Raw genomic sequence first — 16298 nt, forward strand, 5'->3', positions numbered from 1 at the left:
AGCTCCCACAAAATCTCCGCTCGTTTCAAGATTTTGTATCGATCTATTTGAGTAGAAGGATTTTCCCATGGCCGTATTGCCAGAACTGGAAGCATTTCTCGAACTCGCCGAGTTCGGCCGGATGACCGGCAAAAGTCGCGCGATGCATGAACAGTCGCCGCAACAGGCGCGGATCGATTTCGAAGCATCGTCGGGGTTTCTCGATGTGCCGCTAGACAGTGTTTCCTGCGAACACTTCACCCTTGTTGCGCGCGACGGTCATAGCCTGCCGGCGCGCTTGTATCGCGACGGGCAAGCGGTCGAGGGATTGCAGCCGGTGGTGTTGTATTTCCATGGCGGCGGTTATGTCGTCGGCAGCCTTGATTCCCATGATGCGCTGTGTCGGCGATTGGCCTCGCAGGGTGGTTTTGCCCTGTTGACGGTGGATTATCGTTTGGCGCCTGAGTGGCGTTTCCCGACGCCGGTGCAGGATGCTTGCGATGCCGGCAACTGGCTGGTGCGTGAAGGCGTCACGCGGGGGCTGGACGCGAATCGGGTGGCGTTGGTCGGCGACAGCGTGGGCGCGACCCTGGCCACGGTGTTGTCGATCATGGCGGTGCGTGAGCCTGAGGAACTGGCGTTGAAACCCAAGGCGCAGGTGTTGCTGTACCCGGTGACGGATGCGACGACCCAACGCGCCTCGCATCGGGATTTCGCCGAGGGGTATTTGCTGGAAACACCAACTTTGGACTGGTTTTACGCGCACTACGGGCGCACGCCGCAGGACCTCGCAGACTGGCGCTGCTCGCCATTGCTGGCGGCGGACCTGTCGGGTTTGGCCCCGGCGTTGGTATACCTGGCGGGGCATGATCCGTTGCATGACGAAGGGTTGGCGTATGCCGATCGACTGCGTATGGCGGGGAATGAGCTGACGTTGCTGGAACAACCGGGCATGACCCATGACTTTATGCGCATGGCGGGGTTGTTGGCGGAGGTTGCGGGGATTCACTCGGAAGTGGCGGGGTGGGTGCGTTCTCGGGTTTGAACCGAACTGAAAAAACCGCCATTCCTTGGTTTAGGGATGGCGTTTTTTTTGTGCCAGGCATGGGGACTTTCTGGTGCGGCCACTATTGCTATCGCGAGCAGGCTCGCTCCCACAAGGGTCGCGTGAACACCGCAGATCCCCTGTGGGAGCGAGCCTGCTCGCGATGGCGGCCTGACATCCAACACACATCTGCCAGGCAAAAAAAATGCCCGCACCTCACGACGCGGGCATTTTTTTATTTCAGCTTACACCTCAGAAATCGTACTTCGCCATGATCTGCAGATTACGCGGCTCGCCGTAGAAGGTCGTGCCGAAGTTGCCCAGGCCCGACATGTACTTCTTGTCGAAGACGTTGTTGGCATTGGCGGTGAAGCTCAGGTGCTCGTCGTACTGGTAGCGCGTCATCAGGTCCACGAGGGTGTAGCCGCCTTGCTTGAGCAGGGTGTTGCCGGCGGTCGGGCTGAAGCTCTGGCCGTAAAACGCGCTCTGCCAGCTGACGCCACCACCGATGGTGAACTGGTCCAGCGTGCCAGGCAGGCGATAGGTGGTGAACGTACGCACCACGTGTTCCGGTTTGCTGGAGGCCAGCGGGAAACCGTAGATACGTTGTTCATCCTTGTCGCGGGTGCGGGCGTAGGTGTAGCCGGCCGATACGTTCCAGTCCTTCGCCAGTTCGCCGGCCAGTTCCAGTTCCACACCCTTGGTGGTGGCGCCAGAGATGGCTTCATAAACGTCCCGGCCGGTGTTGACGTCGGTGGTGACGTACTGGGCAACGTTGTCCTGGTCAATCTGGAACAGGGCAAGGCTGGCGTTCAGTTTGCCTTCGAAATAAGCCGCCTTGATGCCGGTTTCGTAGCTGTCGCCTTCAACCGGGTCGAGGGTCTTGCCAGTGATGTCCTGGTAAATTTGCGGCTGGTAGATCTTGGTGTAGCTGGCATAGACCGAGTAAACATCGTTCAGGTCATAGACCACCCCGGCGTAGGGCGTGACGACGCCATGTTCCTTATAGCTGGCGTGGGTGTCGGTCAGGTTTGCATCCGGATAGTAGGTGTAGTCTTCGTTGTACTTGAAGGTGCTCAGGCGGCCGCCGAGGATGAACGACAGGTCGTCGGTCGGACGCAGGCGGGTGGCCATGTAAAGTCCGTTCTGGCTCTGGGTGCGCTCGTATTTGCCGTTTTTCGGGAATTCCTGTTTTGGCAGGTGACCTTCCCAGTCAAAGATGCTGCCCGGCACCAGTTCAAACGCGCTGGAGTCGTAGGTTGCACCCGTCTGGCGCGAGTGGGAAGCCATGAAGCCGGCCACCAGTTCATGCTCGCGACCGCCCAGGGAAAACGGCCCGGAGATGTTGACGTCCCCGGAGTTCTGTACGCGATGACCTTCCCAGCGACCCCAGTACAGGAAATTGCCCTCGCCGGTAACGGGGTCGGCGGAGCCACCGCTGGCCGACGCCAGTTGGGTGTCGTGATCGGTGGTTTTCTGGTCGAAGCTGGCCTTGAATTTCCAGCCGTTGGCCAGTGCTTGTTCCAGCGACGCGAAATAGGTGACGCTGTCGAAATCACGACGGCTCCAGTCGGCACCCGGGTTGAAACTGCGCGAGAAGTCGGTACGGCTGCCGTCGGTGAAGTACGGCGCATTACCGGTCCAGGAACTGCCACGCGGGGTGATGCTGGACTTGTCGACGCCGAACGTCAGCAAGGTGTCGTCCGTCAAATCGGCTTCGAGGATGCCGTAGTAGATGTCTTTTTTCTGGCTGTAGTGATCCATATACGAATCTTTGTCCTGGTACGCGCCGACAAAGCGACCGCGTACGTTGCCCGAATCGGTCAGCGAGCCAGAAATGTCGCCTTCTGTACGGTAGTTATCCCAGGAACCGGCCGTGGCGCTGACCGAGGCCTTGAAGTCCTTGGTCGGCTTCTTGCGGATCAGGTTGACCGTGGCGGACGGGTCGCCAGCGCCGGTCATCAGGCCGGTAGCGCCCTTGATGACTTCGATGTGGTCGAGGCTGGCCGCGTCGTCGCCGTTGTTCGGGTTTTCGCCGTAGACACCGTCGTAGGGAATGTTGACGCCATCGTACTGAAAGTTGGTGATGGCAAAGCCGCGGGCGGAAAACTCGGTACGGTCACTGTCGTACTTCTGCGTTGTGACACCCGGCGTGTTGCGTAACGCGTCGGCAACGCTTTGCACACCACGGTCGTCCATCATTTGACGCGTGACCACGGTCACCGTTTGCGGGGTTTCGCGAATGGTCAGCGGCAGCCCGGTCGCGGTGGTGGTGGCGCCGGTGGTGTATGAACCGGTGTCTTCAGTGGTCAGGCCCAGGGCCTGTCCGGAAATGGTGGTTGCACCCAGTTGCAGACCCGAGCCGCCGCCAGACACGAGGGTCACGGTATTGCCATTGATCTGGAACGAAATGCCAGTGCCTTGCAACAGCGCTTTCAAGGCGTCGGACGGCTCCAGTGAACCGGATACCGCGTGAGACTTGATGCCCGCCACCTGATCCGGGCTGTAGAGGATTTGCAGGTTGGTCTGCATGCCCAGTTCGGTCAGCGCGTTGGAAAGCGGCTGGACGGCAACATTCACTTTTACAGGTGCAGCAGTGGCCATCGAGCTCCCCAGCAAGGTGGCGGTCAGCAGAACGCTGGTGAACAGGGTGCGATGCAAAGACGGGCGCTGTACGGCCAACGCGAGAGGTGTGCGGCGTGGTAGAGGTCGCATTACTTACCTGAGCTCCTGAAAAAATGTTGTGTAGAGTTATTGTTAATAAGAATGATTATTAAGACGGGGCGCGGAGGCAAAACCGGAAAGAAACCTGGGAAATAAATTTAAAAAAATTGAATTGGAGGGAAGTGCCAGTCCGCGATGCTGCAACGCGGTCCGTAGCAGCTGGCGAAGCCTGCGTCCGGCTGCGTAGCAGTCGTGAAATCAGAATTCACGGTGCATCAGCCAGACCTCGCGAGACGGATTGACGACTGCTACGCAGCCGGACGCAGGCTTCGCCAGCTGCTACAAAGCGTGCGTTGGACTAGAGAGTTTTTTTCAGGCAGGCGCGAACTCGGTGACCACCCGACCGCTTTCCATACGCACCAACTGATCGGCAACATCGAAATAACGGTCATCGTGGGAAATCACGATGATGGTCTTGCCCAGGCGTTTGAGGTCCGGCAGCAGCTCGGTGTAGAAGATCCGGCGGAAGGTCGGATCCTGGTCGGCCGCCCATTCATCGAACACCAGCACCGGACGCTCCTCCAGCCACGCGTTGACCAGCGCCAGGCGTTTGCGCTGGCCGGTGGACAGATCGGTGGTGGTGAAGCTGCCGTCCTTGACGCTGACCTTGTGTGCGATCTCCAGCCGTTGCAGGTATGTGTTCGCGTCTTCGGGAATGTGCGTGTCGCCCTGGACCACGTCATCGAACAGGTAGTAGTCGGCGAATATCGTGGTGAACAACTGGCGATAGTCATCGCGATTCTGTGCGTCGATGGTCTGGCCATTAACGCGGATTTCACCCTGCTGTGGCGTGTACAAACCCAGCAGCAACTTGATCAACGTGGTCTTGCCGCAACCGTTCTCGCCGACGATAAAGGTGATGTCGCCTTGCTTGATCGTCAGGTTGACCGGCCCGAGCTGGAACGGCGCCACACCTTCAACGGCCGGGAAGGTGAAACGCACATCGGCCAGTTTCAGTTCGTGCACGGCTTGTTTGATCGGCCCTTGATCGCTCAGCAGCAGATGCGGTTCGGGGGTGGAAAACTGCTCGGACAGTTCGGCGATGCGGCGGAAGGCAATCTGCGCACGGCTGACGATGGGCAGGGTGCTGATCAAGTGTTCCAGCGGGCCTTTCATGTACAGCAGCACCAGCACAAAGCCGCTCATCACGGTTTTATCGGCACTCGGCCAGAAGGTTTGCAGGGCCAGCGCCAGGCCGATCACCACGAAGAACAGCATCGAGCCAAAGGTCTTGGCGATCACGAAGGTGTTGATCGAACGCACTTGTGTATTGCAGATGAATTCGGCGGTGGCCTTGATGCCCGAGACAAACATGCGCTGGCGGCGCGGGCGATGGATGCGCAACTCCTTGGCACCTTCGGCAATCGCGTTGTAGTGCTTTTGCAGTTCGTCTTCGGCCTCGCGCGCGGCCATGAAACCCAGCACGCCTTTGCTCTGGGCGTAGGCCTGAATCGCCGTGCCGATCAGGATCGCCGCGACCATGATCAGGAACATCGGCCACGACAAAATGGCCAGATAACCCATGCAACCCAAGGTCACCGTCACTGAAATCGCCAGCGGTGCGAAGGCGAAGGCGAAGTCGCTGATGGTGTCGACGTCGTGGGTCAGCACCGGAATCAGTCGGTGGCTGCGGTAGCGCTCGATCTGTTCGATGGGTGCCGACAGGACTTTTTCGCCCAGCTCTTTCCGTAGCTTGGCAATGATGTGCTGGCCGACGTAGTTGGTGCCGATGTCGGAACAGATCGAACTCAGCAGCGCCAGCAGGCACAGCCCAGCGAACAGCGCGACAACGCCTTGGGTCAGGCCGGTGTCCGAATGCAGGGCGTTGTTGATGGTCGCCAGCAACACCGTGACGCTCAAGCCTCCGACCATGCCCAGGAAAATGGACGCGGCGACGATCAGCCGAAAGGGTTTCAACAGGGCGAACAATTCGCCGAGGGCGCCACGGGTTGGCTGGGGCATGGAGGACAGTTCCTTGGGTGGAAAGGCAGATACCCAGTAGAACGTCTGGTGGAAGGCTTAATTTAGCTGGGTGCCGACTGGCGGTGGGGCGGGATGGTTGATCGTTCCCCCGCTCCGCGTGGGAATGCATTCGGTGACGCTCTGCGTCACATTCACCAGCGGAACGCGGAGCGTCCCTGGCGGCATTCCCACGCGGAGCGTGGGAACGATCAATGAGGCGCGAGGCTTAGAGCTCGCGCACAACGCGAAAGCCTATCCAGTCCCCACGCTCTTGCGGGTACTGGCTATTGCGGTTGCCGGAGCGGGAGAACACCGGCGCTTCACCCCAATCATTGCCGCGAATCCGCACGGCTTCGCAGTTGGCTTCCAGCCACGCGCTGCCATCGGTGGGCGCACCGACGTAGTTCGGGTGTTCGCAGTCTTCGACCCATTCGTAAACGTTGCCGTGCATGTCGTACATGCCGAAAGCGTTCGGCGCGTAGCTGCCCACCGGCGAGCTGTAGCTGAAACCGTCCGCCGGGCCATAGGTGTTGGCATGTTTGGCGATACTGTATTCCTTGCCTTCATCGAACGGGAAGGGGAACGGGCCTTTGGTGCCACCGCGCGCGGCGTATTCGCGTTGGGCTTCGCTGACCATGCGGTACGTCTGCCCGGTTTTTTTCGACAGCCAGGCGACGTAGTTTTTGACGTCATCGAAGTTCATGCACACCGCTGGCTGGCGGGGCGTCTGAGGATAACGCGGTTTGCTGGCGACGCATTCGCGGCCCGGTCGGGTGTCACCGTTGGCAATGGTCACGCCGCTCTCGCGCACGTAGCTGTCCCACTCGCCGGCGGTGAACTGGAAGCGACTCATGGCGAACGGCTTGGCGAAGGTCACGTCATGCATCGGCCCCTCGTCGGGCTCGCGGCCGACTTCATCGTCCGGCGTGCCCATGGTGAAGGTACCGGCGGGCAGCACCACCATTTCCGGGCAGTCGCGGCAGTCCTTGAAGACCTTGCCCGGTTGCGGTGGGGCGGCGGCCTGGGCGGTGGCGGGCAACAGGCTGGCCATGAGCGCGGTGAGGGCGATTGCCTTGAGGGGCAGGTTCAGTAAATCAGGGGTCATGAGTCATCTCGATCAGAGGAAATCACAGGCTCTTGGCCAGCATCGCCATGAAGCGGTCGATATGGTCTTCAGTGTTGAGCAGGCCAGGCGCAATACGGATCACCGGGCCGGCGTCGCGCTCCACCGCGTCGCAGACCACGCGGTTCTCCATCAATTGGGCTGCGACTTTTTCGCAGTCGCGGTCCTTGATGCGGAAGAAGGTGAAGCCGGCGGACAAGTCCGGGCTCTTTGGCGTGACTAGTTCGATCTGCGGGTGTTCCAGCAAGCGGCTTTTTGCATAGGTGTTGAGCGCATGAATACGCGCCTGCACCTCGGCCTTGCCCAGTTCCAGGTGCAGCTTGAACGCCTCGTCCAGCGCCCAGCGGTGTTCGAAGCTGTGATAGCCGCCAGGGGTCATGATGGTTGAGAAGGTGGTGGCTTCGGAGAACGTCGGAATGGTCGGCGTGACGTCCTTGAGCTCGGTGGAGCAGGCGCAAATGATCCCGGTGCCGCGTGGGCCGAACATCCATTTGTGGGTGCCGGCGATGAAGAAATCACAGTGCATGTCGGGGAAGTCGAGGTCCTCGACACCGAAGCCGTGCACGCCGTCGACCACATACAGAATGCGGTCCTTTTCGTCGCGATTGCGGTTCTGTTCTTCGACCAGTTTGCCGATCTCGCCGATCGGCAGTTTCACACCGCTGCCGGATTGCACCCAAGTCATGCCGAGTACGCGGGTGTGCGGGCGGATGCCTTTGCTGATCGACGTGAGCACTTCATCGACGGAGATGTCGCGGCTGTTCTCGAACAGCTTGAGCTTGCGCACCTTGACCCCGTCCTTTTGCTGCCGGTAATCCAGCGCGTAGTTCGTGGCGTAGTGTTCGTGTTCGGTGGTGAGGATTTCCTGATCCGGGCGTACATGAATGCCGCCATAGATCAGGGACAATCCCTCGGTGGTACTGCCGGTGAGGGCAATTTGCTCAGGCTCGGCCTTGAGGTAACGTCCGGCCCAGACGCGTACTTCCTGCTCGCGTTTTTCCGTTTCACCCAAGTCCCAATCCATCGCCCGACCGGGGTTACGGTCGAGGTTGGCGCGGTGCCATTCGATGGCCTCGCGCACCGGTCGCGGGTGCGAGGTCACCAGGAAGTTGGCGAAGTGCAAATAGTCCGGATCCTGATCGAACAGTTGGCGCAGTTGCGCCCATTTGTCCTTGGGCTGCGGCTGCGGATTGGCAGCCCGTGCCGGCAACATCACAGCGCTGCTCAGGGGCAGGCCGGCCGCGAGAATCCCGGCCTGCTTGAGGAATGTACGACGGTTGGTCATCAGCAAGGTTCGCTTTTGCAAAGGGGATTCAGTTTTTCGCCACCGGCCTGGAAGACTGCTGCACCTGGTCCCAGACCCGCAGGAAATTGCCGCCCCACAGCTTGGCGATATCGGCCTCGCTGTAGCCGCGACTGATCAGCTCGGCCGTGACGTTGCGGGCTTCGCTGACATCCTTCCAGCCATCCAGGCCGCCGCCGTCGTTGAAATCGGAGCTGATGCCGACGTGGTCGATGCCGATTTTTTTCACCGCATAGTCAATCGCGTCGCCGTAGTCCTTGAGCGTGGCTTTCGGCTCTTCGTCGACAATCGCGTAGAGCTGGCTGGCGTACTCGCCGAAGCGTTGCTCGGACCAGACGGTGATCACCGGGTCGCCGGGCATCAGCGCCATTTCCAGGCCTTGCAACGGTTGCAGGTCGAAGCGGGCGCGCAGGGCGTTCAGCTTGTCCTGGGTGGTTTTGCTCAAGGGGCGGATGTAGGTCGGGAAGCCGACAATCTGCACCACGCCGCCGCTGTTCTTGATCAACTGCATTTCCTGGTCGCTGAGGTTGCGCGCAATGTCCACCAGCGCACGCGGTGCCGAGTGCGAGGCGACCATCGGTGTGCGGCTCAGCTGCGCGACTTGCTCCAGCGCCTTGGTCGACATCTGCGACACATCGATGATCACGCCGAGATCATTCAGGCGATGCACGGCTTGTTTGCCAATGTCCGACAGACCGCCGAGGGCATCGCGCGAGTCATTGAAGAACGGCAGTGGCCGCGATGAGTCAGCCCAGGTGTTGTTGCCCACGTAGCTGAAGCCGAACATGCGCATGCCCCGTGCGGCCCATTTATCCAGCGCGTTCAGGTCGTTGCCCAGGGGGTAGGCGTTGAGCATGCTGATGAACACCGCGAACTTGCCTTCGCCGTGCAACCGGCGGAAATCGTCCGGGGTGTAGGCGATGGCAACTTGATTGGGAAAATCGCGAACCATGGCGTTGATGATTTTGTAGCGGGTTTCCTGCTCGAATCGGGCTTCGTCGACAAAGCCTTCGGTGGGGCGGTGTGGTGCGTTGGCGCCATTCCAGATTTCCGGCCAGCCGAAGATGGTCAGGGCGGCGCCGGACAGGCGTCCGCGCCCGGTCTTGACCAGGTCGAACTGGCCGCTGCCGTCCTTGTCGGCTTCGTTGCCGGCGGTGCCGAAGTCCAGCGGTACGGTGATGTGGCTGTCGAAGGAGAGGATGCGCGTTTGCAGCTCGTCGGCCTGTTGCATCACCTTGACCGGGTAACCGGGGTTGCCCTTGAACCAGTGATCCCAGACCGCGTAGCCGGCACCGGCGCTGATCGCGAGCGCCAGGGGCAGGCCGAGGTAAAGCGCCTTTTTTGAACGTGGGTTTGTCATGTTCACCTCAGTCAGGTTCGTTGCCCCGGTGTGGACGTGGGGGCTTTGCTATCTGGGAGGAACGAGTCATGCCATTGGAAATTTAGTGAGGCTGATGGCCTCATCGCGAGCAGGCTCGCTCCCACAGGGGATCTGCGGTGTTCACACCATCCTTGTGGGAGCCAGCCTGCTGGCGATGCTTTTAAATTTTTGATCGTTCCCACGCTCCGCGTCCCTTGAAGAGCCGAACGCGGAGCGTCCGTTGAGGCATTCCCACGCAGAGCGTGGGAACGATCGTTGGAGCCGCAATGCTTTTAAATTTTCGGAGGGGGTGAACGTTCTAGCTTGGATAAAGCCTGCTTCAAGGCTGACACAGGTAGGGCAATGACGATTTCTCGACGAGGGTTCATGGCAGGCCTGGCGCTGACCGGTGCCGTCGTGCCCGTGGCTTTTTATGGGCATCGCGAATGGACGAAACCGGACCCGACGATCACCCCCGGCGAAGCTTCTTTTGATGTGGCGGATTCCGCCGGCCAACAGCTGGCGGACACGCTGCGCGGTGTCTGGCAGATTCGTTTTGAGGGGCGTGATGCGGGTATTGAAGGTTTGCCGCGCGACGGTCTGGAGCTGTTTCTGGATGTCGGCCACAAAGGGCACGGCCTGATCGGCTTTCTCGACACCGCCGAGCGTTTGCGTTCCAGCGAAGCACCGCGCTATCGAGTGCTTGGCGATCTGGCCGATGCCAAGGTGGCGCAATTGAGCTGGCGGCTGGTCGATGCCAATTCGGCGAAAGGTACCCCCGATTACGAATTCAGCATGGCGCTGGACGAGGTCTGGGCCGGTTTCGGCAATGCCGGTAGCGGCACGCTCAGCGGTCGGGTGTTGAACCTCGATCGACCGCTGATGATGACCGCGCAGGACAATCGCTTTATCGCCATCAAACGGGTCTTCCCCGAAGCCCGCGAGCGCACCGGACTTAATGCGCCGCTGTTGGCCTGGCTGATTTCACCCGAGCATCGACTGTTTCACCAGCTCTGGCATGCCACTCGGGACAAATGGCACACCTTGGCCGAAGACAAACGCAATGCCCTGCGTGGCCTCGGCTGGCAGCCTGGGCCGCGTGATCAGGAGCGCGATGCTCGCGGTGCGCGCAAGGATCGCAACGGCTCAGGCGTGGATTTTTTCTTCATGCACCGGCACATGCTCGGCACGGCGCGGTCGATGCAGGACTTGCCGTCATGGCCTCACTTCCCGCTGCCACAGCCGGAGCTGGCTCGTGATCGTCTCGGCTTCGCTCAATACTGCGACAACCACGACGGCACCGCACTGCCGCCGACCTGGCTGGCCGACGACGATGCCGAATATTCGAAATGGGTCAGCGACATCAAGACCGCCGAGACGTATTACAGTAATTTCCAGGTGTGGGAATCGCGCTATCGCGACCCACGTTATCTGTCGAAGCTGACCCTGGGCCAGTTCGGTTCAGAGGTGGAATTGGGTCTGCACGACTGGCTGCACATGCGCTGGGCCTCGGTGCCACGTGACCCGTCCAACGGCCAGCCGGTGCCGTTCGCCCGGGATCCGGCGGACTTCTCCCCACGCTGGTTTGCGCCGGAAAACGACTTCCTTGGCGATCCGTTTTCGTCCCATGTGAACCCTGTGTTCTGGCATTTCCACGGCTGGATCGATGATCGCCTGGACGACTGGTTTCGCGCGCATGAACGCTTTCATCCGGGGGAAGTGAATCGGCTGGAGATTAACGGCGTGCCGTGGTTTGCGCCGGGGCGCTGGGTGGAAGTCGCTGATCCGTGGTTGGGGCCGAGCACTCACGGTTGCAGCACCACGCCGGGGTTGCAGGCGGGAAAATCAGTGGAGATGGACCCGGAAACCATGAAGCTGGCGTTGCGGATAACGTTTGGCGAGGATGAGAAGAAGTTGGCGGACTTGTTCCGCAAGGTGCCGCAGCGGCCTTGGTATGCGCGGCATTTGAAGGCTAAGCCGGTTATCAGTTAAACCGCGTTATCGTTCATCGTCGGAACGCCGCCCGGGGCAAGCCCGCTCCCACAGGGTTTTAGGTGTGCCGCATGAATTGGGTGCGACATAAATCCTGTGGGAGCCGGGCTTGCCCGCGATGGCGGACTCATTGGCGACACAAATCACAAAACCTGCCACCCCCCACCCAGCGCCTTGTACAGCGCAATACTCGCCTGCAACCTCGACAACCGCAGCTGCACATTCAAATCCTGCGCCGCATACAGCGTGCGTTGCGTCTCCAGCACCGTCAGCAAATCCTCGGCCCCAGCCTGGTAGCGGCTCTGAGCGATGTCGAACGCGGTCTGCGCCTGTTTCAGTTCTTCACCTTGCCACTGCCGCTGTTCATCCAGCCCGCGAATGCTGTTCAGCGCTTTTTCGACGTCGGCGAAACCATTGATGATCGCGCTGCGATAGGTCTCCAGCAGTTCTTCCTGGCGGGCCGTGGCCTTGTCGCGCTGGGCGCCGAGGCGACCATTGTTGAAGATCGGTGCGACCAGGCCCGCAGTCAGGTTGTAAAACGGGTTGCGCAACATATCAGCGGCGCGGTCAGCGCCGGAGCCGATTTCAGCGCTCAAGGTCACGGTCGGCAGCATCGCGGCGCGGGCCACGGTGACATTCGCCTGTGCCGCCGCCAACTGCGCTTCGGCGCGGGCAATGTCCGGGCGACGTTTGATCAGTTCGCTGGGCACGCCCGCATCAATGGTCGGCCATGACAGTTGATCAAAGTGTTCCACGCTCAGCGGTAATTGCTGCACCGGCCGACCGAGCAGGGCCGCGAGGCTGATCGAAGCATCCTGAGCCTGTTGCTGCACCAGTGGCAGTTGCCGTTGTTGCGCCGCGACCAGACTTTTTTGCTGCGCCAGTTCCAGTGCGGTCGCCGAGCCTGAGTCGAAGCGGGTCTGCACCAGTTTCAAAACGTTCTGCGCATTTGCCAGGTTCAACTCGGCAATGCGGCTCTGTTCGCGCAGCGACAGGGTTTGTGCATAGCCGCTGGCCACGCTGCTGAGCAGGGTCAGTTCCACTGTGGCCTGATCGAACTGGCTGGCTTGCAAGGCAAACTGTGCGCTGTCTCGGGAAGCGCGTTGGCCGCCCCAGAAATCAATTTCGTAGCTGGCGCTGAGGTTGGCATTGAAGTAATCCACGGCGCTGTTGTCACTGTCGGCATCGAGTTGGCTATAGCCATTGCCGCGCAGCAGTTTTTGCCGGTTGGCATTCAACCCCGCCGTGACCGTCGGCAGTTGCGAGCCGCCGGCCACCACTGTTTCCGCTTGGGCCTGATGCACCCGGGCGATGGCGGCGGCCAGATCGAAACTGCCGACGCGCGCCTGTTCGATCAGTTGATCCAGCTGCGGGCTGCCGAACTGCGTCCACCATTGCTGGTTGCTGCGGGTGGCGCTTTCATTGTGTGGAGATTGCCACGCGGCCGGCGGCTGGAGGCCGCTGTCCGGGCGCTGGGCGGGAGAGCCGCAAGCGCCGAGCAACAGGCAGAGCGTCAACAGAGTGAGGGGCGGCTTCATGGAAAGATCATTCACTGGTAAGGGCCGTGACCGGGTCGAGTCGGGCAGCTTTGCGGGCCGGCATGAAGCCGAAGACAACACCGGTGACCAGGGCGCAGCCGAAGGCGCCGAGCACCGCTATCAAAGAGAACGCGACAGCGACTTCGCTCAGAATCAGCACACCGCCGACCATTAGCGCGAGGGCGATACCGGCCAGCCCACCGACCACCGAAAGCATCACCGCTTCGGTCAGAAATTGCCGCAGGATGTCGCGTTGCCGTGCACCAGTGGCCATGCGGATACCGATCTCGCGGGTGCGTTCGCGCACCGTCATCAACATGATGTTCATCACGCCAATCCCGCCGACCAGCAGCGAAATCGCGGCAATCGAACCGAGCATCAGCGACAGGGTATTTTGCGTGCGCGCTTCGGCCTGAATCATCGCGGCGTTGTTGGTCAATTCGAAGTCCTTCTTGCCGTTGTGCAGTCGCAGCATCAGTTGCTCGATGGCTTTTTCGGTCTCTTTGACCTTGCGCGCATCGGCGGCGGCGATGGCGATGTATTCGGGATTATGCGTGCCAAACAACCGGACGCTGGCGGCGGAGTAGGGGATGGCGATGCGGTCGTCGCTGTCCGAGTCACCGGAGCTGGCGCCTTTTTCCGCGAGCACGCCGACCACCTGGAATGGCACGTTTTCGATGAGGATGTATTGGCCAATCGGGTTGGCCACGTCCTTGAGCAGTTTGGTCCGCACCTTGTGGCCGATCACCGCGACCGCTGCGGCGTTTTGTTCGTCGGCCTCGGTGAAGTAGCTGCCTTCGACCACCGGCCAGTTGAAGATCGCCGGAAAATTGGTGTCGTTTCCGCCGACGTAACTCAAGTGGTCGAGGTTACCGAAACGCACCCCGGCTTCCTGGCCATTGACCGGCATGATCCGCATCACTTGCGGCAGGCTGGCCACCGCCGCGACGTCATCGAGGGTGACGATGCCCGGCGCGGTACGCGGGTTGGGGGCCGAACCGCTGAGGTAAATGATGTTCGAGCCGAAGGCGCCCATCTGTGCCATCACCTGGCGCTTGCTGCCTTCGCCGACGGCGAGCATGACCACCACCGACGCCACGCCGATGATGATCCCCAGCAGCGTCAGCGCAGTGCGGAAGCGGTTGACCCACATCACTCGCCACGCCGCTTGCACCGCATCGACCAGTTCGCCTTTCCACGCACCAGTGGCTTCGGCGCCTTCGCTCAGACGCTTGCGCAAGTCCACGGCTTGCAACGCACCGGGATTGGCGGAGGCCTGCACGTCGGGGTTGTCGCGGGCGCTGTCGCTGATGATCAGGCCGTCGCGGATTTCGATGATGCGTTTGGCCCGTGCCGCGACTTCACGGTCGTGGGTGATCAGGATCACCACATGGCCCTGGCTCGCCAGTTCATCGAGCAACGTCATCACCTCGGCGCCGCTGTGGCTGTCGAGGGCGCCGGTGGGTTCGTCGGCGAGGATGATGTGCCCGCCGTTCATCAAGGCGCGGGCGATGGAGACACGTTGCTGCTGGCCGCCAGAGAGCTGGTGCGGGCGGTTGCCAGTGCGCGAAGCCAGGCCAAGGCGGTCGAGCAGGGCGGCGGCGCGGGCATGGCGTTCGGCCGCCGGGGTGCCGGCGTAGATGGCTGGCATCTCGACGTTTTCCTGGGCCGAGCCGGACGGAATCAGGTGATACCCCTGAAACACAAAACCAAAGGCTTCACGGCGCAGCCAGGCCAGTTCGTCACTGTCGAGCCCGGCGACGTTTTCCCCGGCGAAACGGTATTCGCCGCAAGTGGGGCGGTCGAGGCAGCCGAGGATGTTCATCAGCGTCGACTTGCCGGACCCGGAGGCGCCGACAATCGCCACAAACTCCCCGGCATGGATCGACAGGTCGATACCGCGCAGCACATGCACTTCGGGAGAGTCGCCGCCGCCGTAGGCTTTGCGGATGTCTTGCAGGTCGATCAGGGGCGTCTGCATTCAGCCGCCACTCCCGTCGGCCGGGCCGATCAGCAAGTGATCGCCTTCCTGCAAGCCATCGAGGATCTGCACCCGCAGGCGATCACTGATACCGGTGCGAACTTCGCGCTGCTCGATGCTGCCGTTCTTGGCCACGACTTGCGCGGTCTGGTTGCCCGGTTCCACGCCGCTTTGCAGCGCGGCAATGGGCGCGGTGAGTACATTTTTGGCCTGGTCGGACACGAAAAACACCTGTGTCGTCATTTCTGCCATGAGCGCGTTGTCGGCGTTCTCGACGTCGAGCAACACGGTGTACAGCACCACGCGCGCGCTGCCGCTTTTGCTCGAACTGGCCGGGCTGCCGCCGCCCTGACTGGTCTGGTCCAGTGGCTTGGGCGGTACGGGCAGAATCTGCCGTACGGTGCTGCTCCAGCGACGATTGCCACCGCTGAGGGTGGTGAACCAGGCGTTCATGCCGGGTTTGACGTGGCCGATGTCGGCTTCGGAAACCTCGGCCCAGACCGTCATCGGCGACAGCTTGGCGATGCGCAGAATCAGCGGAGTTTGCTGCTGGGCATTGAGCGTCTGGCCTTCACGGGCGTCGAGAGCGACGACCGTTCCGGACATGGGCGCGTAGATCCGCGTGTAACCGAGCTCGGCCTGATCGCTGCGCAGGCTGGCTTGCGCCTGGCGGATCTGCGCCTGGAACATGTCGATGCGAGCCTGGGTGGCGCGCAGTTCGGCCTGGGCGGTTTGCACGTCTTCTTCGCGGGTGGCGCCGCCGGCCTTGAGGTTCTGCTGGCGCTGGTATTTCTGCCGCGCGAGTTCGTGCAGAGCCCGTTGCTCCTGGAGCTGCGCCTTGAGGTTTTCAATGGAGAAGCGCCCGGCGTCGAGTTTGGCCTGTTGCGTGGACGGGTCGATTTCCACCAGCAACTGACCCTCCTTGACCACGTCGCCGACCTCCACATGAATCCTGTGGATTTGCCCGGACGCCTGAGCGCCGACATCGACATAACGCCGAGGTTGCAGCGTGCCCAATGCGGTGACGCTGCTTTCAATGTCGCCACGACTGACGGGCACGGTGGCGAATGTATCCCGGCCAGGCGGGATGATCTGCCAGGCGGCGACAGCAATAACGGGGATCATGCCAAGTGCTACAAGCAGGGCGCGTCGGGTCTGTCGGGGACGTTTCATGCAGGGTTCCGGCCAATGGGTGTCGGCCCGTCGTTCAACCTGCGCGCAGAGAGTGGCGACAGCCGAACGCTGTCGGGGAAGTTGACAGAGACGGGGAGCTGTCCTGTAAACGAGGAGC

General features: G+C 61.3%; 10 protein-coding genes. 2 read left to right on the plus strand and 8 right to left on the minus strand.

Annotation, left to right across the window (positions count from 1 at the left end):
- The first annotated feature begins 67 nt into the window (after positions 1-67).
- A complete protein-coding gene (locus J2Y56_RS12850; protein WP_310350539.1) occupies positions 68-1024 on the plus strand; it encodes an alpha/beta hydrolase in 957 nt (318 codons plus the stop codon).
- 252 nt (positions 1025-1276) lie between these two features.
- Here J2Y56_RS12850 and J2Y56_RS12855 read toward each other — a convergent pair whose 3' ends face one another.
- The 5 genes from J2Y56_RS12855 to pvdM all read right to left on the minus strand — a co-directional run bounded on the left by J2Y56_RS12855 (position 1277) and on the right by pvdM (position 9496).
- On the minus strand, positions 1277-3739 hold the full coding sequence (locus J2Y56_RS12855) for a TonB-dependent siderophore receptor (RefSeq protein ID WP_007943438.1): 2463 nt from the start codon (positions 3737-3739) through the stop codon (positions 1277-1279).
- Positions 3740-4060: 321 nt separating this feature from the next.
- Complete coding sequence (locus J2Y56_RS12860) at positions 4061-5710, minus strand: cyclic peptide export ABC transporter (protein ID WP_007943437.1); 1650 nt, start codon at positions 5708-5710, stop codon at positions 4061-4063.
- A 226-nt stretch (positions 5711-5936) separates the two neighbouring features.
- A complete protein-coding gene (locus J2Y56_RS12865; protein ID WP_310350541.1) occupies positions 5937-6815 on the minus strand; it encodes a formylglycine-generating enzyme family protein in 879 nt (292 codons plus the stop codon).
- A 22-nt stretch (positions 6816-6837) separates the two neighbouring features.
- A complete protein-coding gene (locus J2Y56_RS12870; protein WP_007943435.1) occupies positions 6838-8118 on the minus strand; it encodes an aminotransferase class V-fold PLP-dependent enzyme in 1281 nt (426 codons plus the stop codon).
- A gap of 28 nt (positions 8119-8146) precedes the next feature.
- Positions 8147-9496, minus strand: a complete 1350-nt coding sequence (pvdM, locus tag J2Y56_RS12875; protein WP_007943434.1) for a pyoverdine-tailoring dipeptidase-like protein PvdM — start codon at positions 9494-9496, stop codon at positions 8147-8149.
- Between the two features lie 363 nt (positions 9497-9859).
- Here pvdM and J2Y56_RS12880 point away from each other — a divergent pair, with 363 nt between their 5' ends.
- Complete coding sequence (locus J2Y56_RS12880; RefSeq protein ID WP_033048831.1) at positions 9860-11488, plus strand: hypothetical protein; 1629 nt, start codon at positions 9860-9862, stop codon at positions 11486-11488.
- Between the two features lie 143 nt (positions 11489-11631).
- On the opposite strand, the gene J2Y56_RS12885 is transcribed toward J2Y56_RS12880, so the two are convergent.
- The 3 genes from J2Y56_RS12885 to J2Y56_RS12895 are packed head-to-tail and all read right to left on the minus strand — an operon-like array spanning position 11632 to position 16180.
- Positions 11632-13026 carry an efflux transporter outer membrane subunit gene (locus tag J2Y56_RS12885; RefSeq protein ID WP_007943432.1) on the minus strand — a complete coding sequence of 465 codons (1395 nt, stop codon included), beginning with the start codon at positions 13024-13026 and terminating at the stop codon, positions 11632-11634.
- Between the two features lie 7 nt (positions 13027-13033).
- On the minus strand, positions 13034-15007 hold the full coding sequence (locus tag J2Y56_RS12890; RefSeq protein ID WP_007943431.1) for a MacB family efflux pump subunit: 1974 nt from the start codon (positions 15005-15007) through the stop codon (positions 13034-13036).
- Positions 15008-16180, minus strand: a complete 1173-nt coding sequence (locus J2Y56_RS12895; RefSeq protein WP_007943430.1) for an efflux RND transporter periplasmic adaptor subunit — start codon at positions 16178-16180, stop codon at positions 15008-15010.
- Between the last annotated feature and the right edge of the window lie 118 nt (positions 16181-16298).

This window comes from Pseudomonas sp. BE134 (genome assembly GCF_031456105.1).
Classification (GTDB): domain Bacteria; phylum Pseudomonadota; class Gammaproteobacteria; order Pseudomonadales; family Pseudomonadaceae; genus Aquipseudomonas.

Bases quoted from the DNA above. Each gene is read 5' to 3' on its own strand.
- J2Y56_RS12865 (WP_310350541.1), bottom strand. From the start codon at position 6,815: ATGACCCCTGATTTACTGAACCTGCCCCTCAAGGCAATCGCCCTCACC.
- J2Y56_RS12890 (WP_007943431.1), bottom strand. From the start codon at position 15,007: ATGCAGACGCCCCTGATCGACCTGCAAGACATCCGCAAAGCCTACGGC.
- J2Y56_RS12860 (WP_007943437.1), bottom strand. From the start codon at position 5,710: ATGCCCCAGCCAACCCGTGGCGCCCTCGGCGAATTGTTCGCCCTGTTG.
- J2Y56_RS12850 (WP_310350539.1), top strand. From the start codon at position 68: ATGGCCGTATTGCCAGAACTGGAAGCATTTCTCGAACTCGCCGAGTTC.
- J2Y56_RS12885 (WP_007943432.1), bottom strand. From the start codon at position 13,026: ATGAAGCCGCCCCTCACTCTGTTGACGCTCTGCCTGTTGCTCGGCGCT.
- J2Y56_RS12855 (WP_007943438.1), bottom strand. From the start codon at position 3,739: ATGCGACCTCTACCACGCCGCACACCTCTCGCGTTGGCCGTACAGCGC.
- J2Y56_RS12880 (WP_033048831.1), top strand. From the start codon at position 9,860: ATGACGATTTCTCGACGAGGGTTCATGGCAGGCCTGGCGCTGACCGGT.
- pvdM (WP_007943434.1), bottom strand. From the start codon at position 9,496: ATGACAAACCCACGTTCAAAAAAGGCGCTTTACCTCGGCCTGCCCCTG.
- J2Y56_RS12870 (WP_007943435.1), bottom strand. From the start codon at position 8,118: ATGACCAACCGTCGTACATTCCTCAAGCAGGCCGGGATTCTCGCGGCC.
- J2Y56_RS12895 (WP_007943430.1), bottom strand. From the start codon at position 16,180: ATGAAACGTCCCCGACAGACCCGACGCGCCCTGCTTGTAGCACTTGGC.